Source organism: Aquitalea aquatilis (assembly GCF_005155025.1).
Classification (GTDB): domain Bacteria; phylum Pseudomonadota; class Gammaproteobacteria; order Burkholderiales; family Chromobacteriaceae; genus Aquitalea; species Aquitalea aquatilis.
Genome location: NZ_CP039731.1, coordinates 328447 through 350105, shown reverse-complemented (window position 1 = coordinate 350105; position 21659 = coordinate 328447). Strand labels below are relative to the sequence as shown.

Genomic DNA, 21659 nt, shown 5'->3' with positions numbered 1-21659 from the left:
TGTATGAGCCTGCTGGAAATCAAGAACCTCTCGGTGGAGTTCGGTTCGCAACACAATCCCTTCCGCGCGGTGGAAGGCCTGGACCTGACGGTTGATCAGGGCGAAATCGTCGGCATCGTCGGCGAGTCCGGTTCGGGCAAATCGGTCACCATGATGGCGATGATGGGCCTGCTGGAAGGGCAGGGCCGCATCGTGGCGGATACTCTGCAGTTTGATGGCAAGAACCTGCTCACCATCTCGGCGCGTGAGCGGCGCAAGATCGTCGGCAAGGATATTGCCATGATCTTTCAGGACCCGATGACCTCGCTCAACCCCAGCTACACCGTGGGTTACCAGATCATGGAAGTGCTGAAAATCCATCAGGGCCTGCGCGGCGCTGCGTTGAAGCAGCGTGCGCTGGAACTGATGGAAATGGTGGAAATCCCGGCGGCAGCCAGCCGTCTGGCAGCCTATCCGCACCAGCTGTCCGGCGGTATGAGCCAGCGCGTGGTCATCGCCATGGCCATCGCCTGTAGCCCCAAGTTGCTGATTGCCGACGAGCCCACCACGGCGCTGGATGTCACTATCCAGGCGCAGATCATGGACTTGCTGGTCAATCTGCAAAAAAGCCAGAACATGGCGCTGATCATGATTACCCACGATCTGGCCGTGGTGGCTGAAGTCGCGCACAAGGTGGCGGTAATGTATGCCGGCCAGGTGGCGGAAATGGCCAAAGTGCCGGGCATCTTCCGTAAACCGGCTCATCCCTATACCGAAGCGCTGCTCAAGTCGATCCCGGAACACAGCAAGGGGGCGCATCGCCTGTCCACGCTGGCCGGCATCGTGCCCGGCCAGTACGACCGGCCATCCGGCTGCCTGTTGTCTCCGCGCTGTCCCTATGTCGAGGACAAGTGCAAGGCCCAACGTCCGGGCCTGACCGCTATTGAAGGTGGCGTCGTGCGCTGCCACTACCCGATTACGGCCAAGGAGGCATGATGAGCACCGTATTGCAGGCACGGGATCTCACCCGTTATTACGATGTCGCCCAGGGCTTTTTCAAGCCGGCGGCCCAGGTCAAGGCGCTCAATGGCGTCTCCTTTGAACTGACTGCCGGCAAGACGCTGGCGGTGGTGGGCGAGTCCGGTTGTGGCAAGTCCACGCTGGCGCGCCAGCTGACACTGATCGAAGCGCCGACTGCCGGCTCGCTATTGCTGGAAGGGCAGGATGCAGCCACCGCCAGCAAGGCCGAACTGAAAGCCATGCGTACCAAGGTGCAGATGGTGTTCCAGAACCCCTACGCCTCGCTCAATCCGCGCCAGAAGATTGGCACCCAGCTGGGCGAGCCACTGGACATCAATACCAGCCTGTCCGCCAGCGAGCGCGAAGAACGCGTGCGCGCCATGATGACGCGGGTCGGTCTGCGTCCGGAACATTACTACCGTTATCCGCACATGTTCTCCGGCGGCCAGCGTCAGCGTATCGCCATTGCCCGCGCCATGATGCTGAATCCCCGAATCGTGGTGGCCGACGAGCCGACCTCGGCGCTGGACGTGTCCATCCAGGCGCAGGTGCTGAACCTGTTCATGGATCTGCAGGAGGAGTTCAATACCGCCTATGTGTTCATCTCGCACAATCTGGCGGTGGTGGAGCATGTGGCAGATGAATTGATGGTGATGTATCTGGGACGTGCGGTGGAAGTGGGGGCCAAGGAAAAGATCTACTCGCGCCCGCTGCATCCTTATACCCAGGCCTTGTTGTCGGCCACGCCCTCGATCCATCCGGAAGACCGCCGCATCAAGATCAAGATTCATGGCGAACTGCCCAGTCCGCTGAATCCGCCATCCGGCTGCACCTTCCACAAGCGCTGCCCGTTTGCCAACGAGCGTTGCCAGCAGGAAGTGCCCGAATTGCGTGCGCTCGACGAGCGGATGATTGCCTGCCATCACGCGGAAAACATCAATAGCTGACCCATTCCGGTGCGGTTTTGATGACGAAGGCCGGCTTTTTGTCGGCCTTTCTTGCTTCTTGCACCAGAATGATCTGCAATCATGATGTAAAAGACGCAAAAGCCCGCCGTTATGCCGCATTTTTGGCGCACTGCAACAAAAATGCCTTTACCCCCCTTACTCTGCACGATACAGTCGCCATGGCACACACATCCAAAGGGAAGCGAGAATTGAAAAGAGCCGTGTACGCCGGAAGTTTTGACCCGGTCACCAACGGTCACTTGTGGATGATTCGCGAAGCGGTAGAGCTGTTCGACGAACTCATCGTGGCGGTCGGCGTGAATCCGGAAAAACACTGTACCTTCAGTGTGGATGAGCGCGTCGAGATGCTGCGTGCCGTCACCCGAGGCTTCAACAAGCTGCGGGTAGACGTGTTCGAAAACCAGTTCCTGGTGAATTACGCCCAGAGCATCGGTGCCAACTACATCATTCGCGGCATTCGTACCGCCAGCGACTACGAATACGAACGCACCATGCGTTACATCAACTCGGACCTGCACCCGGACATCACCACCATCTTCCTGCTGCCGCCGCGGGAATATGCCGAAGTGTCCTCCACCATGGTCAAGGGCCTGGTCGGCCCGCGTGGCTGGCAGAACATGATTCGCCAGTATCTGCCCGAGCCGGTCTATCGCAAGCTGATCGCCATGTATCAGCCTGAATAGGCGGTAAAGCGGGACTTGCTGATGCGCGCGCCGGTAGCTTATGCTGGCGCGCGTTTGTTTTTGTCCGAATGAATTACCCGGCAGTGCCACACCGGCCGCTGTCGCCAAGGAATGTTATGGTCGATGTCTCCGCCTTTGCCAACCGGCTGCAGAAAAATTACAAGCACTACGCCAAGTGGGCCTCACGCCAAGGGCTGGATGCCTGGCGTGTCTACGACAAGGACGTGCCGCAGTTTCCGCTGGCGGTCGACCTGTACGGCGAGCGCGTGCACCTGCAGGAGTACGATACCGGCTGGGCAATGGAAGACGAAGTCTATCAGCAGTGGATTGCCGCCATTATCGCCGCCATTGCCGAGGTCACCGGTCGCGCACCGCAGGCCATCACCCTGAAAAGCCGTCGCCGCCAGAAGGGCGTCAGCCAGTATGAAAAAGTGGGCAAGCTGGGTGATGACTTCATCGTGGAGGAGTTTGGCCAGCGCTTCATTGTCAATCTGGATGCCTATCTGGATACCGGCCTGTTTCTGGATCACCGCAACACGCGCAAGCGCGTGCGCGAAGAAGCCGCCGGCAAGCGCTTTCTCAATCTGTTTGCCTATACCGGCAGCTTTACCGTTTACGCCGGCGCGGGCGGCGCGGTCAGTTCCGAAACCGTTGACATGTCCAACACCTATCAGGACTGGTCGCGCCGCAACTTCGAACTGAACGGGCTGGATCTGGCGCGCCACCAGCTGGTACGCGCCGATGTGTTCCAGTATCTGGAACAAGCGGTGGACGAAGGCAAACAGTTCGACCTCATCGTGATGGACCCGCCCACCTTCTCCAACTCCAAAAAAATGCAGGACATTCTCGATGTCCAGCGCGATCACGTCTGGCTCATCGACTATGCCATGGCCCTGCTGGCACCGGGCGGCACGCTGTACTTCTCCAATAATCTGCGCAGCTTCGTGCTGGACGAGCGGCTGGCCGAGGACTATCACATCCGCGACATCAGCGCCCAGTCGGTGCCGGAAGACTTCCGCAACCGCAAGATTCACCAGTGTTATCAGCTGAAAAAGAAAGCAGCCTGACATGCCGCAGATCATCATGCAGTACAGCAAAGGATTGCAGCTGGATGTTCCCGCCACCTTGCTGGCCATCAACCAGACGCTGCTGGCCAGTGGGCAGTTTCAGGCTGTCGATATCAAAAGCCGGGCCATCTCGCTGGATGACTGGCTGACCGGCACTGAGCCAGGTGCTCACCCATTTGTTCACCTGCAACTGCACATTCTGACCGGGCGTGATCTGGCTACCCGTCAGCAACTGTCCGCCAGCCTGCTGCCAGTATTGCAGCAACAAGTTTCCGGGCCGCCAGGCACCCAGCTGTGTGTGGAAATCTGCCAGATGGAAAAAGAAAGTTATAGCAAGCTGGTGCTGTAAATCGCTCAGCACACTATATAGAGAGAACAAAGGCCCACTGAGTGGGCCTTTGTCTTTGTCGGAATAGCCCATCGCAATCATCCTGATTGCTACAAACCATGGTGGCAGCACTTGCAAATGCCGCTGCCAGTCCCATCTTTGCTGCTATCACTTATTCGCGGTGTCGCTACACCGCCAGGGAGCACAGCATGGCCACCATCAATATCACCGGCAGCAGTTTCAATGAAACCGTCGACAAGGGCGGTATCGTCATTCTCGACTTCTGGGCCGAATGGTGCGGGCCATGCAAAATGTTTGGCCCCACTTTCGAAGCGGCGGCGCTCAAGCACCCGGATATCGTGTTCGGCAAAATCAATACCGAAGAAGAGCAGGAGTTGGCCGCCCACTTCCAGATCCGCTCCATCCCCACGCTGATGGCACTCAAGGATGGCATCATCGTCTTCAATCAGTCTGGCGCCATGATGCCGGCCCAGTTTGAAGAGCTGATCAAGGCGCTGCGCGAGCTGGACATGGAAAAGGTAAAAGCCGATATCGCGGCGCAAGATGAGTAAACGCTGAGAACCTGAGCATGGTTTCTCAAAAAGCCCGGCGTCAGCCGGGCTTTTTGCTGTCGGTGTCGGTGTGGTGCCCCCCTTTTTACGCCAGCCAGCTCCACCCATCACGACAAGTGCGAACGGGGAGGCGCCGGTTTCTGCGCACCCACAGCAAGACTGTAATAAAACCCCCACGGCATAAGCCGTTTCCCCTCAGTCACTTAGCCCGATGAGAGTCGATGTTTGGCCAGAATCTGCACTTTTCTTCGCACAAAGTGTTGACGAGGACAGGGTGCGGCGGTATAGTTCGCCTCCTCAGCAGACAACGCAGCGACGGAAACGAAACGCAGCGACCTGCACCGCTCTTTAAAAAACAGAATAACCGATAGGTGTGAGTACTTGGCGAAAGCCAAATACTTGCACTGCAAGAAGAAGAAGTACTTGTTTATTTCTTTGATCTTGCGTGCCAGAAAATTTGCTATGAGATTGAACTGAAGAGTTTGATCCTGGCTCAGATTGAACGCTGGCGGCATGCTTTACACATGCAAGTCGAACGGTAACAGGGAGCTTGCTCCGCTGACGAGTGGCGAACGGGTGAGTAATGCGTCGGAACGTGCCGAGTAGTGGGGGATAACTATCCGAAAGGATAGCTAATACCGCATACGCTTTGAGAAGGAAAGCAGGGGATCGTAAGACCTTGCGCTATTCGAGCGGCCGACGTCTGATTAGCTAGTTGGTGAGGTAAGAGCTCACCAAGGCGACGATCAGTAGCGGGTCTGAGAGGATGATCCGCCACACTGGGACTGAGACACGGCCCAGACTCCTACGGGAGGCAGCAGTGGGGAATTTTGGACAATGGGCGCAAGCCTGATCCAGCCATGCCGCGTGTCTGAAGAAGGCCTTCGGGTTGTAAAGGACTTTTGTCAGGGAGGAAATCCCTAAGGTTAATACCCTTGGGGGATGACAGTACCTGAAGAATAAGCACCGGCTAACTACGTGCCAGCAGCCGCGGTAATACGTAGGGTGCAAGCGTTAATCGGAATTACTGGGCGTAAAGCGTGCGCAGGCGGTTGTGTAAGTCTGATGTGAAAGCCCCGGGCTCAACCTGGGAACTGCATTGGAGACTGCACGGCTAGAGTGCGTCAGAGGGGGGTAGAATTCCGCGTGTAGCAGTGAAATGCGTAGAGATGCGGAGGAATACCGATGGCGAAGGCAGCCCCCTGGGATGACACTGACGCTCATGCACGAAAGCGTGGGGAGCAAACAGGATTAGATACCCTGGTAGTCCACGCCCTAAACGATGTCAACTAGCTGTTGGGGGTTTGAATCCTTGGTAGCGTAGCTAACGCGAGAAGTTGACCGCCTGGGGAGTACGGCCGCAAGGTTAAAACTCAAAGGAATTGACGGGGACCCGCACAAGCGGTGGATGATGTGGATTAATTCGATGCAACGCGAAAAACCTTACCTGGTCTTGACATGGTCGGAACTTGCCAGAGATGGCTTGGTGCTCGAAAGAGAACCGACACACAGGTGCTGCATGGCTGTCGTCAGCTCGTGTCGTGAGATGTTGGGTTAAGTCCCGCAACGAGCGCAACCCTTGCCATTAGTTGCTACCATTTAGTTGAGCACTCTAATGGGACTGCCGGTGACAAACCGGAGGAAGGTGGGGATGACGTCAAGTCCTCATGGCCCTTATGACCAGGGCTTCACACGTCATACAATGGTCGGTACAGAGGGTCGCGAAGCCGCGAGGTGGAGCCAATCTCATAAAACCGATCGTAGTCCGGATCGCACTCTGCAACTCGAGTGCGTGAAGTCGGAATCGCTAGTAATCGCGGATCAGCATGCCGCGGTGAATACGTTCCCGGGTCTTGTACACACCGCCCGTCACACCATGGGAGTGAGTTTCACCAGAAGTGGGTAGGCTAACCGTAAGGAGGCCGCTTACCACGGTGGGATTCATGACTGGGGTGAAGTCGTAACAAGGTAGCCGTAGGGGAACCTGCGGCTGGATCACCTCCTTTCTAGAGAAGGCGATCGTCAAGTATTCACAACCTATCGGTTATTCGTGATTTAAGGGTAGTAACTGGGTTTGTAGCTCAGCTGGTTAGAGCACTGTGTTGATAACGCAGGGGTCGTAGGTTCGAGTCCTACCAGACCCACCAGTTTGGGGGATTAGCTCAGTTGGGAGAGCACCTGCTTTGCAAGCAGGGGGTCGTCGGTTCGATCCCGTCATCCTCCACCATTCTTACAGTGCAAACAAAAGCGCACACAACCTGTCAGGGTTGCGTGAATTTCTGTTTGCGTTGTTTTTACAATGCCCGATCTTTAACAAACTGAAGAAGCCGAATTAATTAGACGGCGAGATGAAATACATGGAGTTAATTCTGCATGTAGGACAAATCGTCATCTTGGGAATTTGATTGTATCTAGTGTCATGTCGCCATATCAAAAGGGGCGGTGTGGCACGTCGCACAAACACATTCTGTCGGATTGGTAATTTAGGTTACTGAAATGATAGGGTCAAGCGACTAAGTGCATCTGGTGGATGCCTTGGCGATCACAGGCGATGAAGGACGTGTAAGCCTGCGAAAAGCGCGGGGGAGCTGGCAATAGAGCTTTGATCCCGCGATGTCCGAATGGGGAAACCCACCTAGCAATAGGTATCCCAGACTGAATACATAGGTCTGTGGAGGCGAACCGAGTGAACTGAAACATCTAAGTAACTCGAGGAAAAGAAATCAACCGAGATTCCGTCAGTAGTGGCGAGCGAACGCGGAATAGCCTGTATGTGATAGAGATTGAGATAGTGGAAGGACCTGGAAATGTCCGCCATAGTGGGTGATAGCCCCGTACACGAAATTTCATTCTTGGTACTAAGCATACGAAAAGTAGGGCGGGACACGCGAAATCCTGTTTGAAGATGGGGGGACCATCCTCCAAGGCTAAATACTCGTGATCGACCGATAGTGAACCAGTACCGTGAGGGAAAGGCGAAAAGAACCCCGGGAGGGGAGTGAAATAGAACCTGAAACCGGATGCATACAAACAGTGGGAGCCTCGTAAGGGGTGACTGCGTACCTTTTGTATAATGGGTCAGCGACTTACGTTCAGTAGCAAGCTTAACCGCATAGGGGAGGCGTAGGGAAACCGAGTCCGAATAGGGCGATTTAGTTGCTGGGCGTAGACCCGAAACCGAGTGATCTATCCATGGCCAGGATGAAGGTGCGGTAACACGCACTGGAGGTCCGAACCCACTAGTGTTGCAAAACTAGGGGATGAGCTGTGGATAGGGGTGAAAGGCTAAACAAACTCGGAGATAGCTGGTTCTCCCCGAAAACTATTTAGGTAGTGCCTCATGTATCACTTCCGGGGGTAAAGCACTGTTATGGCTAGGGGGTCATTGCGATTTACCAAACCATGGCAAACTCTGAATACCGGAAAGTGCGAGCATGGGAGACAGACGGTGGGTGCTAACGTCCATCGTCAAGAGGGAAACAACCCAGACCGCCAGCTAAGGTCCCAAATGATCAGTTAAGTGGTAAACGAAGTGGGAAGGCCCAGACAGCCAGGATGTTGGCTTAGAAGCAGCCATCATTTAAAGAAAGCGTAATAGCTCACTGGTCGAGTCGTCCTGCGCGGAAGATGTAACGGGGCTCAAACTGATAACCGAAGCTGCGGATTTGCACGTAAGTGCAGATGGTAGGGGAGCGTTCTGTAGGTCTGTGAAGGTGTCTCGTAAGGGATGCTGGAGATATCAGAAGTGCGAATGCTGACATGAGTAGCGATAAAGCGGGTGAAAAGCCCGCTCGCCGAAAGCCCAAGGTTTCCTACGCAACGTTCATCGGCGTAGGGTGAGTCGGCCCCTAAGGCGAGGCTGAAAAGCGTAGTCGATGGGAAACGGGTTAAAATTCCCGTACTTTTGTGTAGTGCGATGTGGGGACGGAGAAGGTTAGGTCAGCGGCCTGTTGGAATAGGTCGTTCAAGCTGGTAGGTGGTTAGGGTAGGCAAATCCGCCCTTTCATTCAACACCGAGAAGTGATAACGAGGGTCTACGGACCTGAAGTGACTGATACCACGCTTCCAGGAAAAGCCACTAAGCTTCAGCTACACAAGAACCGTACCGCAAACCGACACAGGTGGGCAGGATGAGAATTCTAAGGCGCTTGAGAGAACTCAGGAGAAGGAACTCGGCAAATTGATACCGTAACTTCGGGAGAAGGTATGCCTCTTTAGGTGAGATCCCTTGCGGATGGAGCTTGGAGAGGTCGCAGAGAATCGGTGGCTGCGACTGTTTATCAAAAACACAGCACTCTGCCAACACGAAAGTGGACGTATAGGGTGTGACGCCTGCCCGGTGCTGGAAGGTTAAGTGATGGGGTGCAAGCTCTTGATCGAAGCCCCAGTAAACGGCGGCCGTAACTATAACGGTCCTAAGGTAGCGAAATTCCTTGTCGGGTAAGTTCCGACCCGCACGAATGGCGTAACGATGGCCACACTGTCTCCTCCTGAGACTCAGCGAAGTTGAAGTGTTTGTGAAGATGCAATCTCCCCGCTGCTAGACGGAAAGACCCCGTGAACCTTTACTGTAGCTTTGCATTGGACTTTGAAGTGGTTTGTGTAGGATAGGTGGGAGGCTTTGAAGCCAGGACGCTAGTTCTGGTGGAGCCAACCTTGAAATACCACCCTGACCCCTTTGAGGTTCTAACCTTGGTCCGTTATCCGGATCGGGGACAGTGCATGGTAGGCAGTTTGACTGGGGCGGTCTCCTCCCAAAGTGTAACGGAGGAGTTCGAAGGTTACCTAGGTACGGTCGGAAATCGTGCTGATAGTGCAATGGCAAAAGGTAGCTTAACTGCGAGACCGACAAGTCGAGCAGGTGCGAAAGCAGGACATAGTGATCCGGTGGTTCTGTATGGAAGGGCCATCGCTCAACGGATAAAAGGTACTCCGGGGATAACAGGCTGATACCGCCCAAGAGTTCACATCGACGGCGGTGTTTGGCACCTCGATGTCGGCTCATCACATCCTGGGGCTGTAGCCGGTCCCAAGGGTATGGCTGTTCGCCATTTAAAGTGGTACGTGAGCTGGGTTCAAAACGTCGTGAGACAGTTTGGTCCCTATCTGCAGTGGGCGTTGGAAGTTTGACGGGGGCTGCTCCTAGTACGAGAGGACCGGAGTGGACGAACCTCTGGTGTACCGGTTGTCACGCCAGTGGCATTGCCGGGTAGCTAAGTTCGGAAGAGATAACCGCTGAAAGCATCTAAGCGGGAAACTCGCCTGAAGATGAGACTTCCCTGAGGGCTTGACCCTCCTGAAGAGTCGTTCGAGACCAGGACGTTGATAGGTCGGGTGTGGAAGCGCTGTGAGGTGTTAAGCTAACCGATACTAATTGCTCGTGAGGCTTGATCCTATCATTTGAGTGGCTTGGGAGACCGAGACCGAATGGATAGTGAATGTGCGACGCGATCAAAGATCCAAGAGTAAGATATCTAATTAATTCAGTGTTCCAGACGGAGTCTGGGGTACAAAGCTTCTTCGAGTTTGTTGACAGTTTATGTCTGGTGGCCATAGCGAGGTGGTCCCACGCCTTCCCATCCCGAACAGGACCGTGAAACGCCTTAGCGCCGATGATAGTGTGGCATTCGCCATGTGAAAGTAGGACACCGCCAGACTCCCCATACAGAAGCCCAGCTCACTCGAGCTGGGCTTTGTGCGTTTGGGCCTGGCCTGAGTGCCCACAAGCCGCCCAAGGGCGGCTTTGTTGCGTCTGGGGATGGCGTGTTACAGCATGAGGTTCAGCATGCGGTCGATGCGAACGCGGCTGAGACGGGTAAGCAAGGTGCGTATCTTGAGTGGATAATGGCGTACGTTGTCGAGTTGGCGGTAATGGTCGACGCGGGTGGTGTGCTGCAGGATGTGCTGCTGCTCGGTATGGCTTTGCGTTTGCAGTTGCTGTTCCGGATCGTGAATCAGCAAGGCGTTTTCCAGATCCAGCCTGAATGCGCGCGGATTCATATTGTTTCCGGTCAGCAAGATGTACTGCTGGTCACACCACATGCCCTTGAGGTGGTAGCTGTTGTCACCCTCTTTCCATAGCTGCAGGTGGAGTTTCCCGGCATCGATATGTGCCTGGCGGCGTTTGGCAAAGCGGCGCAGGTTCATTTCATACAGATAGGGCAGTGCTGCAATCAAGCGGAAGGGTTCGGATTCGGGAATGAAAAAATCATTGGCGGTTTTGTCGCCGACGATGATGGTGACTTCCACACCACGGCGCAGGGCGCGATTGATGGCGCGCAGTACCGCCATGGGGAAGTTGAAGTAGGGGGTGCAAATGACCAGCCGCTGCTCGGCCTTGGCGATCAATTGCAGGATGAGGCGATTCAGCGCGTTGCCCTTGCCCAGTCCCAGTACCGGGGTGACACCCATGCCGTGCTGGCAGGTCTGCTCTGGCGGCAGGGTATAATGTATGGTTTCCAGCCGGGTACGAAAGGCGCGGATTTCCTTGCGGATGCTGCGGGTGCTGGGTACTGGTTTGTCTAGCCGGAATACCGCTTCGTCATTGAAGAAGTGCTGGCACATCAGCTTGGCCATGCTGTCGGCCAGTGCGGCATTTTCAAGCAGGTGATAGCGGTCGAAACGGTATTTGTCCTGCTTGTGCAGATAGACATTGTTCAGGCTGGCACCGCTATAGATAACCTGATTGTCGACAATGAAACCTTTCAGGTGCAGTACGCCGAACAGTTCGCGTGTTTGTGCCGGGACGCCGTAAATGGGTAGTTCGACGGCGTGGCGGCTGCATTCCTCTCGATACCAGGCGGCGTTGCAGCTGTCGTGGCTTTCGCCGATACGACCCCGCTGTGCGCGGTGCCAGTCCACCATGATGCGTACGTCCAGTGCCGGATTGGCTTGTTTGGCCTCAAACAGTGCCGCCAGTATTTCACGACCGGCCTCATCCTGTTCCAGATAGAGTGCCGTGAGGTAAATGCGCTGCCGGGCGCTGGCGATGGCGGCCAGCAAGGTATGACGAAACGCTGTAGCGCTGGACAGGGTGGTAAATGCGGCGGCGCTCAGCGGAAAACGGGGCAGGCGCTGCAATGAAGGCCGGTCAAGAAGAAATGCCATGCGGGATCGATCACGAGTAAAACGGTTGATCGAGGCATCCTAGCATCGTTTGCGGGTTTTGGGGTCGCCAGCAGGGTCATGCTTGCTTGCCGCAGGTAGGCCGCTAGAAACCAATGGCATCGCGCAGGCGGTGGTAGAGCACAGACAGGCGCAGCAGGCTGTCTTCCAGTGACGCCGGCAGTGGTAGCGGATGTGCATACAGCTTGTTGAAAACATCGAAGCAGCCGATATCGCCCGCCATGGTTTCTGCCAGCATTTGCCCGGCCATGCCACTTAATGCGACGCCATGGCCGGCAAAGCCTTGGGCGTGGTAGATGCGCTGCCCCTGGCGACCGATCTGTGGCAAGCGTGCCGGGCCGACATCCACATGCCCACTCCATGCATAGTCAATTTGCCGGTTTTTCCACTGGGGGAAGATGCTGGCCAGGCGCGCTTGGCGCTCGGCCATCATGGCCTGCGGACTGGCGCTGGAACTACCTGGCAGGCTACCAAACAGCAGGCGATGATCCGCTGTCAGGCGGAAATAGTCCGGCAAGGGGCTGCCTTCACAGACGGCGGCCCCACCCGGAAGCAGGCTGCTGGCGAGTTCTGCCGGCAAGGGTGCCGTGGCAATGATATGCGAGCGCAGCGGTACGATGCAGCGCCGCAGTGTGGACTCTAATGGCCCGATATCGACATTGCAGGCCAGCACCATTTTGTCGGCATTGACCCAGCCTTGTGGTGTGCCGATCTGCAAGCCCCGCTTGTCCTCGTCGATGGAGGTGACGGGCGAGTGCTCAAACAACTTCACGCCAGCCTGCGAGGCCGCCCGCGCCAGTCCCTGCGCATACTTGAGCGGGTGCAGGTGACCGCAGCCGCTGTCGTAAAGTGCCGCACTGAAGGACGGTGAGTCGATGTGCTCGCGTAGCGCCGGTCCTTCCAGCCATTGTGTGTCGTGATAGCCATAAGCCTGCAGCTGGCGCTGTTGAGCCTGCACCCACTGCTGTTGCCGGCGGTTGCGCACCGTGGTGAGGACGCCCCAGCGCAGCTCGCAGTCGATCTGATGCTGATGGATCCGGTTGGCAATCAGCGAGACACCCTCCAGCGAGGCGTCCCAGCATTGCCGTGCACCGCGGCCTCCCAGCTGCTTTTCAAATGCGGCCATGGTGGCGGCAAAACCGTGCAGGATATGGCCACCATTGCGGCCTGATGCGCCAAACCCGACCAGAGCGCCTTCCAGCAAGGTGACCGACAACCCTTTTTCCGCCAGGCTCAGCGCCGTAGACAGGCCGGTAAAACCGGCCCCCACCACACAGACATCACAGCGGATGACTTCGTTGAGAACCGGGTAGCGCTCGCGCAGTGGTGCAGTGGCCGCATGCCAGGAGTCGATGTGATGGCCATCAAACTGGGCCAGATGCGGTGCGTGTTCTCGGTTCATGCAAGCGCTTTCAAGCCTGGCTTAGCAGATGGCGATACTCCCAGGGACTGACCTGGCGATTGAATTCCTGCCATTCGCTCAGTTTGAGCTGACAATAGGTGGCAACAAACTGCGGTCCCAGTACGGCGGCCAGTTCAGCATTGGCGGCCAGCCGCTCCACCGCTTCCAGCTGGGTGCGGGGGAAGGCGTAGGGGCGGCCATAGGCGCTGCTATCCAGCGGAGCCGTGGGCTGCAGTTCCTGTTGCATGCCAAGCAAGCCGCAGGCCAGGGTGGTGGCCAAAGCCAGATAGGGGTTGGCATCCACGCCCGGCAAGCGGTTTTCCACCCGTCGTGCTTGTGGGCCACCATGGGGAATGCGCAAGCCGCAGGTGCGGTTGTCATAGCCCCATTCCACATTGATGGGCGCTGCGGTAAAGGGTGCCAGCCGGCGGAAGGAGTTGACGTAGGGCGCCAGCAGCAGCAAGGCATCCGGCAGGTAATGTTGCAGGCCGGCGATATAGTGGGCGAAGCGCGGAGCAGGCTGGCCGTTATCCTGTGAGAAGGCATTGCGGCCGCTGTCGGCATACACCAGGCTTTGGTGGATATGCATGGCGCTGCCGGCATCATCGGCCAGCGGTTTTGCCATGAAACAAGCTTCCAGATTTTGGCGTGCTGCGGCCTCACGCACCATGCGCTTGAACAGGAAGGCCTGGTCGGCCAGTGCAATGGCATCACCATGCTGCAGATTGATTTCCAGCTGGCCACAACCTACCTCTTGCAGCAAGGTATCTGCCCCGATGCCCAGGCATTGGCAGCCATGCTGGATATCGCCCAGCACTGCATCCAGATCGTGCAGACGGTCCAGTGAATAGGGCTGGCGCAGGCTGTCGCCGGTCGTGCCGTAGCAGGCAGGGGCTTGCGGGGCAGCATCCAGACTGTTGCGGCGGGCAAACAGATAGAACTCCATTTCTGGCGCAACGACCGGCGTCAGTCCCAGTTCGGCATAGCGTGCCAGCACCCGCTTGAGCACATTGCGCGGGGCGAATTCCACCAGACTGCCATCCTCATGCAGACAGTCGTGAATCAGCATGGCCGCCGGTTCGCGGCTCCACGGCAGCTGGCGCAGGGTGCTGGTATCAGGCAGCAGGCGCATGTCGGGGTCGAGTTCGGGCACCAGCTGTTGCAGGCAGTGGCCGCTGACGCTCTGTACCAGGCCTACCTGGGAAAAGCGCAGTTCGCTAGTAGCCAGCAGGCTGGCGGTCGGGACAACCTTGCCGCGTGCGCTACCGGTGATGTCGGAAAACAGGCATTCGACCGTGCGAATGCCGTGGCTGTGCAGCCAATTTGCAGAATCTTGCATGGATGGTCCTTGTGCTATGCATTGTCGTGAGCCGCCATCGGCGGGTATTACGGCACAACGCTAGCGATGACCAACTGCAGTGAAAGGCTGGATGAAGAAGCCCAGCGACAAGGCTGTCGGATTGGCCCACGGGCACAACGCCACCACTGCCAGAGGCAGGGCGGGGAAGGCTGGTGGGGTACGACGTGCTTGCATGAGGCAGGGCATCCTGATGAAGGGTGGGTAGTGCTGCGCTGAATTTTTAAACGGCTTTACCCGGTGGCGTCAATTTTTTTTAACGTGCCTGGCGCATGCTGTGGTGGATTTGCCGGGCACTCCGGTGGACAGCCGCATGGCAAGAGCTGACGAAATGTGCAAAAATTCGGTCAACTAGACGATTTGCAGGTTTTTTTCATGCTGGACCGGGACGGATATCGCCCCAATGTCGGAATCATCCTCATCAACGGTAAAAATGAGGTGTTCTGGGGCAAGCGGGTGCGCGAGCATTCCTGGCAATTTCCGCAAGGAGGCATCAAGCCGGGCGAGAGCCCGGAGGCGGCCATGTACCGCGAGCTTCTGGAGGAGGTCGGGCTGTTGCCGCAACATGTCAAGATCGTGGGGCGTACCCGCGACTGGCTGCGCTATGACGTGCCCAGCAACTGGGTAAGGCGCGAATGGCGCGGCAGTTACAAGGGGCAGAAACAGATCTGGTTCCTGCTGCGGCTGACGGGGCGCGATTGTGATGTCTGCCTGCGAGCCAGCAGCCATCCGGAATTCGACGGCTGGCGCTGGAATGACTATTGGGCGCCGGTGGATGCGGTCATCGAGTTCAAGCGCGATGTCTATATCCGCGCCCTGACCGAGTTATCGCGTTTTCTCAAGGGCCTGGAAAACTACGACAGCTTCCTGCAACGCATGCGCCAGCCAGCGTGCGGATTGCCGGACAAGCTGCAGGATCACTGACGCCGCATTGCCGGGCGATCTGCATCATTCTTCAAGCAAGCGGCGGCCCAGTGCTGCCGCTTGAGCATCATGCCGGCTCCTCCGTGTGGCGGGGTGGCGACATCATTCAGCTTGGCCCTGGCTGCAGGGCCGAACCAGGCGACGAAACAAGCTATGACTCAACAGTACGACGAATCCTCGGTACGGGTGCTCAAGGGACTGGAACCGGTCAAGGAACGGCCGGGCATGTATACCCGTACCACCGACCCCACGCATATTTGTCAGGAAGTCATCGATAACGCAGCCGACGAGGCGCTGGGCGGCTATGCCCGCAAGATTGCCGTCACCGTGCATCAGGACGGCTCGCTGTCGGTAGAAGACGATGGCCGTGGCATTCCGGTTGGCCTGCATCCGCAGGAAGGCGTACCGGTGGTGGAGCTGGTCTTTACCCGGCTGCATGCCGGCGGCAAGTTCAACAAGAAGGATGGCGGTGCCTATGCCTTCTCCGGTGGCCTGCATGGTGTGGGCGTATCGGTCACCAATGCGCTGTCCACGCGGCTGGAAGTCGAGGTCAAGCGCGAAGGCGGCGTCCACCGCCTGGTGTTTTCCGGTGGCGATGTGATCGAGCCACTGGCCCGTATCGGCGATTGTGGCTCGCGCACCAGCGGCACCCGCGTGCGGGTATGGCCGGACGGCAAATATTTCGAAAGCCCGCGTTACTCGCTGGCCGAACTGGAAAGGCTGCTGCGTGCCAAGGCGGTATTGCTGCCCGGCGTTGCGGTGACGCTGACGGTGGAGAAGCCCAGTGGTGATGAGGTCAAGGTATGGCAGTATCCGCAGGGCCTGAAAAGCTATCTGGCGGAGCTGTGCAATGGCGACGAGCCGGTGGCCCCGCTGTTTGCCGCCGAAGCCTATATCGGTGACGACCACGAACAGTTTGCCAAGGGCGAGGGTGTGCAATGGGCGATGGCCTGGTTCGAAGACGGTGCCAGCGGCGAGAGCTACGTCAACCTGATTCCCACGCCCTCCGGTGGTACCCACGAAGCCGGCCTGCGTGCCGGGGTGTTTGATGCGGTGAAGAGCTTCATCGACCACCACAATCTGCTGCCGCGCGGCGTCAAGCTGATGGCCGAAGACGTGTGGAGCCGGGTGCGTTTCGTCCTGTCGGCCCGCGTGCTCGACCCGCAATTCCAGGGCCAGACCAAGGACAAGCTCACCAGCCGCGATGCGCTCAAGCTGATTTCCAGCCTGGCGCGGGACCCGGTGGAGCTGTGGCTGAACCAGAATGTGGAAGCCGGCAAGAAGATTGCCGAGCTGGCCATCCGTCAGGCGCAATCACGGCTGAAGTCGGTCAAGAAAGTAGAAAAGAAAAAAGGCTCGGGCGTTGCCGTGCTGCCGGGCAAGCTGACTGATTGCGAAAGCGAAGATCTGGAACGCAACGAGTTGTTCCTGGTGGAGGGCGACTCGGCCGGTGGTTCGGCCAAGCTGGCCCGCGACAAGGAATACCAGGCCATCCTGCCCCTGCGCGGCAAGGTGCTCAACAGCTGGGAAACCGACAAGGATCAGCTGTTTTCCAATGCCGAAATCCATGACATCTCGGTGGCCATCGGTGTGGACCCGCACGGGCCGGAAGATCATCCCGACCTGTCCAGCCAGCGTTACGGCAAGATCGCCATCCTGTCCGATGCCGACGTGGACGGCTCGCACATCCAGGTGCTGTTGCTGACGCTGTTCTTCCGCCATTTCCCGCGGCTGATCGAAAACGGCAATATCTACATCGCCCAGCCGCCGCTGTTCCGGGTGGACGTGCCGGGTTCGGGCAAGAACCGTCCGCCGCGCAAAATTTACGCGCTGGACGAGGGTGAGCTGAATGCCATCCTCGACCGTCTGCGTAGTGAAGGGGTGCGTGAGGGCAGCTGGGGCATCTCGCGCTTCAAAGGTCTGGGCGAGATGAACCCGGAGCAACTGAAGGACACCACCATGAATCCCGATACCCGGCGCTTGTCGCGGGTGCAGGTGCGTCCGGGCGAGCTGGCCCATACCCTGTCCACCTTCGTCATGCTGATGGGCAAGGGTGAGGCTTCCAGCCGTCGTAGCTGGATGGAAGCCAAGGGCAACGAGGTGGAAGCCGATATCTGAGTCGGCGGCTGTCCAGGCATGCAAAAGGGGACCTGCGGGTCCCCTTTTGCATTGTCGATGCAGCCTGTTCAGTCGGCCAGCGCAATCACCACCCGCTTGTTGCGCGCGCCCTTGCTCTCGATTTTCTTCACCAGCAGGCGGCCAATCTCGCCGGTGCTGCGCACATGGGTGCCGCCACAGGGCTGCAGATCGACACCATCGATGGCAATCAGGCGGATTTCCGGCAACTCCAGCGGCGGGGTCACTGACATGGTCTTGATCAGCTCTGGCCGGGCCTTGAGCGCTGCGCCGCTGGTCATCTGCACGGATAGCGCCAGGTCTTGTGCCACCAGCGCATTCAGGCCGGCTTCGATGGCATCTTTGTCCAGCTCCATGCCCTCCGGGATGTCGAAGTCCAGTCGGCCGGATTCGGCGGTCAGATTGCCACCGGTGACGCCGGCCTTGATCACCACAGACAGCAGGTGTAGCGCGGTATGGATGCGCATGTGGCGATGGCGGCGAGTCCAGTCCAGCGTCAGGGTGACGGCGCTGCCGGCTGCCAGCCGAGGGGCGTCTGCTGCCGTGATGTGGGCGATCTCGCGGGTTTCGCGGTTGCGGCGGGTATCGCTGATGGCCAGTGTGCTGCCATCCGCCAGCGTCAGGCTTGCCATATCGCCCGGTTGGCCGCCGCCCAGCGGGTAGCACAGGGTGTCTGCCAATACCAGGCCGGCATCGTCATGGCGCACGACGGTGGTTTCCAGCTGGCGTTGGTAAGGGTCGAGATAAAAGCGCTCCGGCATGACAACTCCTTGCATGGGCTTGGGTAGGGTAAGCATGACAGGGTGATGGCAATGGCCAGGCATTTCAAGTGGCAATTCCCCGGCAAATGCAGGGTGACAGCTTGTGAAGCCGGGCCGGGAATACGATAATCGCCCGTTCTTCGTTTTTTGCGCGCCTGCTGCAAGGCCGGGCGCGGTGTGCTGCCATGACCCAAGCCCATAATCTGGAAACCTACACCCCGCCGCCGGATACCGGCCTGGCGGTGATTTATGCCGACGACTGCCTGGTGGTGGTGGACAAACCGTCCGGCCTGCTGTCGGTGCCCGGGCGTGGCGAGGGCAAGGAGGATTGTCTGGTCAGCCGGGTGCAGCAAGTGTATCCGGATGCGCTTACCGTGCACCGCCTGGATATGGCCACCTCCGGCCTGATGGTGTTTGGCCGTGGGGCGGCCATGCAGCGCGCGCTGTCGATTGCCTTTATGGATCGCAAGGTGAAAAAGCGCTATATCGCCGTGGTGGACGGTATTGTGGAAAGCAATAGCGGCACCATCGACCTGCCGCTGATCATCGATTGGCCCAACCGGCCACGGCAGAAGGTCGATCTGGTCGAGGGCAAGCAAGCCATCACCCATTACCGCGTGGTATTGCGCGACTCCCTGCGTCAGACCTCGCGCATGGAACTGGACCCGCAAACCGGCCGCGCCCACCAGTTGCGCATGCACATGCTGCATCTGGAAAGCGGCCATCCCATTCTGGGCGATGACATTTACGCGCCGCCGGAAGTGCTGGCCAAGGCCGAGCGTCTGCTGCTGCACGCCTCGCGGCTGGTATTGCGCCACCCGATTACCCGTGAAGAAATGGAATTCGAGGCCCCCGTACCGTTTTGATGGCCGGGTGTTGCCCGCAAAAAAGCCTGCTTGGACGACAAGCAGGCTTTTTTACTTTGGACGGCCAACTTACTGCCGAGCCGTGCGGGTGTTGTGCAGTGGCGGCTCGGCACCATTGCTGCGCCACGGGTTGATGTCCAGGCCGCCACGGCGGGTGTAGCGGGCGTACACCGTCAGCTGCTGCGGCGCGCAGGCGCGCAGGATGTCGGTAAAGATGCGCTCCACGCACTGCTCGTGGAATTCATTGTGCTGGCGGAAGCCGATCAGGTAGCGCAGCAGGGCCTCGCGTTCCAGCTGGGGGCCGGTATAGCTGATCTGTACGCTGCCCCAGTCTGGCTGGCCGGTCACCAGACAGTTGGACTTGAGCAGATTGCTGCACAGGGTCTCGCTGACGATATTGCCACTATCGGCGTGCAGGATGTCCGGGCAGGGGGCGTAGTTGTCCACGGCGATGTCCTGCTCGTCGATATAGTCACCATCCAGCTCGGCAATGCGCTCTGCGGCAAAGTCCTGCGGCAGCTGCACGCTGACCGATACCGGGCGGCCGGCGGCATTGGACAGGTCCAGCGCCAGCTGCGCCTGCAGCTCGGCCAGGCTGGCAATACGGGTCTGGTTATAGCTGTTCAGGTAGAGCTTGAACGATTTGGACTCGATCAGATTGGGGCTGTCGGCCGGAATGCGGAAGGTGGCAATGCCCACCTGCGGCTTGCCGCGTGCATTCAGCCAGGACAGCTCGAAGCCGGTCCAGATATCCACACCGGCAAAGGGCAGTGCCTGCTCGTTCACGCCGATTTCATCGCGTTTCATCTTGCGCGGAATGGGAAACAGCAGGCTGGCGTCGTACTCGTCCTGATAGCTGACGGTCTTACCCAGCGGGGACTGTTCCGGTGACATGGCTTGAGGTTTCATGGTGTTTCCTTGCAATAGGGTTCAATGTTCGCGGCGCATGAACTGGCGCGGGCGGAAGCCCAGTGCAAACAGCGAGGCGAAGTAGGTGAGCGCGCCAGCCACCACCAGCAGGGTCAGCCAGCACACGCGCTGCCAGGCGTGGCCATCCCAGTGGATGGGCAGCAGCCATTGCAGGGCCAGCAGCACGGCGGTCATGGCCAGGATGGCCAGGGTCATCCGGGTCAGGAAGCTGTTCCAGCCCGGCTGTGGCTGGTAGATCTTGCGTCGCAGCAGGGTGGACAGCAGCAGGCCGGCATTCAGACATGAAGCCAGGCCAATCGACAGCGCCAGCCCGGCGTGCTTGAGCGAAAACACAAACATCAGGTTCATCAGCTGGGTGCAGCCCAGGGTAATCAGGGCAATGCGTACCGGCGTCTTGATGTCCTGTCTGGCGTAGAAGCCCGGTGCCAGCACCTTGACCAGAATCAGCCCCAGCAGGCCCAGGGAGTAGGCGATGACGGCCTGTTGCGACATCAGCGCGTCATGCGCAGTAAAGCGGCCATACATGAACAAGGTGGACAGCAGCGGACCCGACAGCAGGCCCAGCCCCACCGTGGCCGGCACCGCCAGCAGCAGCGACAGGCGAATGCCCCAGTCCAGCAGCACGCTGAATTCACTGTCGGACTTGCTGGCCGCATGCTTGGACAGCGAGGGCAGCAGGATGGTCCCCAGCGCCACGCCCAGCACGCCGGAGGGGAATTCCATCAGCCGGTCGGCGTAATACATCCACGACACGCTGCCGGTGGGCAGGAAGGAGGCGAAGGTGGAGTTGATCAGCAAGGAAATCTGCGCCACCGATACTCCGAAGATGGCCGGGCCCATCTGGCGGATCACCCGCCATACTGCGGCGTCCTTGAAGTCGAAGATGGGCATGGTGAGCATGCCGATCTGCTTGAGAAAGGGCAGCTGCCACACCAACTGAATCAAGCCGCCGACAAACACCGCCCAGGCCATGGCCATGATGGGTGGGTGAAAGTTGTGGGTGAAGCACAGTGCAAACACGATGAAGCTGAGATTCAGAAAGGTGGGCGTGAAGGCCGGAATCGAGAATTTTCCCCAGCTATTGAGGATGCTGCCGGTCATCGACGACAGCGAAATGAAAAAGATATAAGGAAACGACACGCGCAGGATGTCGGCAAACAAGGCTGCTTTGGCCGGTTCGCGATAAAAGCCGGGGGCGGAGATCCACATGATGGCCGGGGCGGCCAACATGCCGATGGCGGTCACCAGCAGCAGTACCGAACCCAGCACCCCCGTCACCTTGGCGACGAATTTGCGGGTTTCGTCTGCGGTTTTCTGATTTTTGTATTCGCCCAGGATGGGGACGAAAGCCTGGGAGAACGCCCCTTCGGCGAACAGGCGGCGCAACATATTGGGAATCTTGAAGGCGGCATTAAAGGCATCTGCCGCCATGCCGGCGCCAAAGACGCGGGCGATAAGGGTGTCGCGGACCAGGCCGAGAATACGCGACACCATGGTCATGCTGCTGACTGCAGCCAGAGCCTTGAGCAGGTTCATTTATT

Annotated in this window: 16 protein-coding genes, 2 tRNA genes and 3 rRNA genes; 14 read left to right on the top strand and 7 right to left on the bottom strand. The window is 58.4% G+C overall.

The annotated features are described in order from the left end of the window. Nucleotides 1-3: 3 nt before the first annotated feature. The 11 genes from FAZ30_RS01665 (at nt 4) to rrf (ending at nt 10274) form a co-directional block, all read left to right on the top strand. Nucleotides 4-975, top strand: a complete 972-nt coding sequence (locus tag FAZ30_RS01665) for an ABC transporter ATP-binding protein (protein WP_124642533.1) — start codon at nt 4-6, stop codon at nt 973-975. After that, nucleotides 975-1946, top strand: coding sequence for a peptide ABC transporter ATP-binding protein (locus FAZ30_RS01660; RefSeq protein WP_124642535.1), 972 nt, complete (start codon nt 975-977; stop codon nt 1944-1946). Before FAZ30_RS01665 ends, FAZ30_RS01660 begins: the two co-directional genes overlap by 1 nt. Before the next feature lie 179 nt (nt 1947-2125). Continuing rightward, a complete protein-coding gene (coaD, locus tag FAZ30_RS01655) occupies nt 2126-2650 on the top strand; it encodes a pantetheine-phosphate adenylyltransferase (RefSeq protein WP_059286369.1) in 525 nt (174 codons plus the stop codon). 116 nt (nt 2651-2766) lie between these two features. Continuing rightward, nucleotides 2767-3717, top strand: coding sequence for a class I SAM-dependent methyltransferase (locus tag FAZ30_RS01650; protein WP_137008503.1), 951 nt, complete (start codon nt 2767-2769; stop codon nt 3715-3717). Nucleotide 3718: 1 nt separating this feature from the next. Further along, nucleotides 3719-4066 carry a 5-carboxymethyl-2-hydroxymuconate Delta-isomerase gene (locus FAZ30_RS01645; protein ID WP_137008501.1) on the top strand — a complete coding sequence of 116 codons (348 nt, stop codon included), beginning with the start codon at nt 3719-3721 and terminating at the stop codon, nt 4064-4066. Between the two features lie 188 nt (nt 4067-4254). Then, a complete protein-coding gene (gene trxA / locus FAZ30_RS01640) occupies nt 4255-4617 on the top strand; it encodes a thioredoxin (protein WP_137008499.1) in 363 nt (120 codons plus the stop codon). A 470-nt stretch (nt 4618-5087) separates the two neighbouring features. Then, nucleotides 5088-6623: ribosomal RNA gene (locus tag FAZ30_RS01635) — 16S ribosomal RNA — on the top strand. Nucleotides 6624-6687: 64 nt separating this feature from the next. Further along, a tRNA-Ile gene (locus FAZ30_RS01630) sits at nt 6688-6764 on the top strand. Between the two features lie 4 nt (nt 6765-6768). Further along, a tRNA-Ala gene (locus FAZ30_RS01625) sits at nt 6769-6844 on the top strand. Between the two features lie 276 nt (nt 6845-7120). After that, nucleotides 7121-10012: ribosomal RNA gene (locus tag FAZ30_RS01620) — 23S ribosomal RNA — on the top strand. 147 nt (nt 10013-10159) lie between these two features. Further along, nucleotides 10160-10274 (top strand): 5S ribosomal RNA (gene rrf, locus FAZ30_RS01615). Together the 16S, 23S and 5S rRNA genes with 2 tRNA genes alongside form the textbook arrangement of a ribosomal RNA operon. Nucleotides 10275-10383: 109 nt before the next feature. On the opposite strand, the gene pssA is transcribed toward rrf, so the two are convergent. The 4 genes from pssA to FAZ30_RS20870 all read right to left on the bottom strand — a co-directional run bounded on the left by pssA (nt 10384) and on the right by FAZ30_RS20870 (nt 14678). Next, the gene (pssA, locus tag FAZ30_RS01610; protein WP_137008498.1) at nt 10384-11724 is read right to left on the bottom strand and encodes a CDP-diacylglycerol--serine O-phosphatidyltransferase; all 1341 of its coding nucleotides are present in this window, start codon (nt 11722-11724) and stop codon (nt 10384-10386) included. Between the two features lie 103 nt (nt 11725-11827). Further along, entirely contained in the window at nt 11828-13144 is a 1317-nt protein-coding gene (locus FAZ30_RS01605) for an NAD(P)/FAD-dependent oxidoreductase (protein WP_137008495.1), read from the bottom strand. Nucleotides 13145-13154: 10 nt separating this feature from the next. Next, nucleotides 13155-14483 carry a glutamine synthetase family protein gene (locus FAZ30_RS01600; RefSeq protein WP_137008493.1) on the bottom strand — a complete coding sequence of 443 codons (1329 nt, stop codon included), beginning with the start codon at nt 14481-14483 and terminating at the stop codon, nt 13155-13157. Between the two features lie 60 nt (nt 14484-14543). After that, entirely contained in the window at nt 14544-14678 is a 135-nt protein-coding gene (locus FAZ30_RS20870) for a hypothetical protein (protein ID WP_255424589.1), read from the bottom strand. Nucleotides 14679-14876: 198 nt separating this feature from the next. On the opposite strand from FAZ30_RS20870, the gene FAZ30_RS01595 reads away from it, so the two are divergent. Both FAZ30_RS01595 and parE read left to right on the top strand, forming a co-directional pair. After that, nucleotides 14877-15425, top strand: a complete 549-nt coding sequence (locus tag FAZ30_RS01595) for an RNA pyrophosphohydrolase (protein ID WP_103524099.1) — start codon at nt 14877-14879, stop codon at nt 15423-15425. A gap of 153 nt (nt 15426-15578) precedes the next feature. Continuing rightward, nucleotides 15579-17543, top strand: coding sequence for a DNA topoisomerase IV subunit B (gene parE / locus FAZ30_RS01590; RefSeq protein WP_124644629.1), 1965 nt, complete (start codon nt 15579-15581; stop codon nt 17541-17543). A gap of 68 nt (nt 17544-17611) precedes the next feature. On the opposite strand, the gene FAZ30_RS01585 is transcribed toward parE, so the two are convergent. Beyond that, the gene (locus FAZ30_RS01585) at nt 17612-18322 is read right to left on the bottom strand and encodes an alanyl-tRNA editing protein (RefSeq protein ID WP_137008491.1); all 711 of its coding nucleotides are present in this window, start codon (nt 18320-18322) and stop codon (nt 17612-17614) included. Between the two features lie 185 nt (nt 18323-18507). Between FAZ30_RS01585 and FAZ30_RS01580 the strand changes: the two genes are divergently transcribed. Then, on the top strand, nt 18508-19188 hold the full coding sequence (locus FAZ30_RS01580; protein WP_124644631.1) for a pseudouridine synthase: 681 nt from the start codon (nt 18508-18510) through the stop codon (nt 19186-19188). A 69-nt stretch (nt 19189-19257) separates the two neighbouring features. On the opposite strand, the gene queF is transcribed toward FAZ30_RS01580, so the two are convergent. Together queF and murJ are read right to left on the bottom strand one after the other, a co-directional pair. Continuing rightward, nucleotides 19258-20097, bottom strand: a complete 840-nt coding sequence (queF, locus tag FAZ30_RS01575; protein ID WP_137008489.1) for an NADPH-dependent 7-cyano-7-deazaguanine reductase QueF — start codon at nt 20095-20097, stop codon at nt 19258-19260. Between the two features lie 21 nt (nt 20098-20118). Continuing rightward, the gene (murJ, locus tag FAZ30_RS01570; protein WP_137008487.1) at nt 20119-21654 is read right to left on the bottom strand and encodes a murein biosynthesis integral membrane protein MurJ; all 1536 of its coding nucleotides are present in this window, start codon (nt 21652-21654) and stop codon (nt 20119-20121) included. Nucleotides 21655-21659 lie beyond the last annotated feature (5 nt).

Excerpts from the sequence above, each read along its gene's own strand:
- FAZ30_RS01665 (WP_124642533.1), top strand. The coding sequence starts at position 4 with ATGAGCCTGCTGGAAATCAAGAACCTCTCGGTGGAGTTCGGTTCGCAA.
- FAZ30_RS01660 (WP_124642535.1), top strand. The coding sequence starts at position 975 with ATGAGCACCGTATTGCAGGCACGGGATCTCACCCGTTATTACGATGTC.
- coaD (WP_059286369.1), top strand. The coding sequence starts at position 2,126 with ATGGCACACACATCCAAAGGGAAGCGAGAATTGAAAAGAGCCGTGTAC.
- FAZ30_RS01650 (WP_137008503.1), top strand. The coding sequence starts at position 2,767 with ATGGTCGATGTCTCCGCCTTTGCCAACCGGCTGCAGAAAAATTACAAG.
- FAZ30_RS01645 (WP_137008501.1), top strand. The coding sequence starts at position 3,719 with ATGCCGCAGATCATCATGCAGTACAGCAAAGGATTGCAGCTGGATGTT.
- trxA (WP_137008499.1), top strand. The coding sequence starts at position 4,255 with ATGGCCACCATCAATATCACCGGCAGCAGTTTCAATGAAACCGTCGAC.
- pssA (WP_137008498.1), bottom strand. The coding sequence starts at position 11,724 with ATGGCATTTCTTCTTGACCGGCCTTCATTGCAGCGCCTGCCCCGTTTT.
- FAZ30_RS01605 (WP_137008495.1), bottom strand. The coding sequence starts at position 13,144 with ATGAACCGAGAACACGCACCGCATCTGGCCCAGTTTGATGGCCATCAC.
- FAZ30_RS01600 (WP_137008493.1), bottom strand. The coding sequence starts at position 14,483 with ATGCAAGATTCTGCAAATTGGCTGCACAGCCACGGCATTCGCACGGTC.
- FAZ30_RS20870 (WP_255424589.1), bottom strand. The coding sequence starts at position 14,678 with ATGCAAGCACGTCGTACCCCACCAGCCTTCCCCGCCCTGCCTCTGGCA.
- FAZ30_RS01595 (WP_103524099.1), top strand. The coding sequence starts at position 14,877 with ATGCTGGACCGGGACGGATATCGCCCCAATGTCGGAATCATCCTCATC.
- parE (WP_124644629.1), top strand. The coding sequence starts at position 15,579 with ATGACTCAACAGTACGACGAATCCTCGGTACGGGTGCTCAAGGGACTG.
- FAZ30_RS01585 (WP_137008491.1), bottom strand. The coding sequence starts at position 18,322 with ATGCCGGAGCGCTTTTATCTCGACCCTTACCAACGCCAGCTGGAAACC.
- FAZ30_RS01580 (WP_124644631.1), top strand. The coding sequence starts at position 18,508 with ATGACCCAAGCCCATAATCTGGAAACCTACACCCCGCCGCCGGATACC.
- queF (WP_137008489.1), bottom strand. The coding sequence starts at position 20,097 with ATGAAACCTCAAGCCATGTCACCGGAACAGTCCCCGCTGGGTAAGACC.
- murJ (WP_137008487.1), bottom strand. The coding sequence starts at position 21,654 with ATGAACCTGCTCAAGGCTCTGGCTGCAGTCAGCAGCATGACCATGGTG.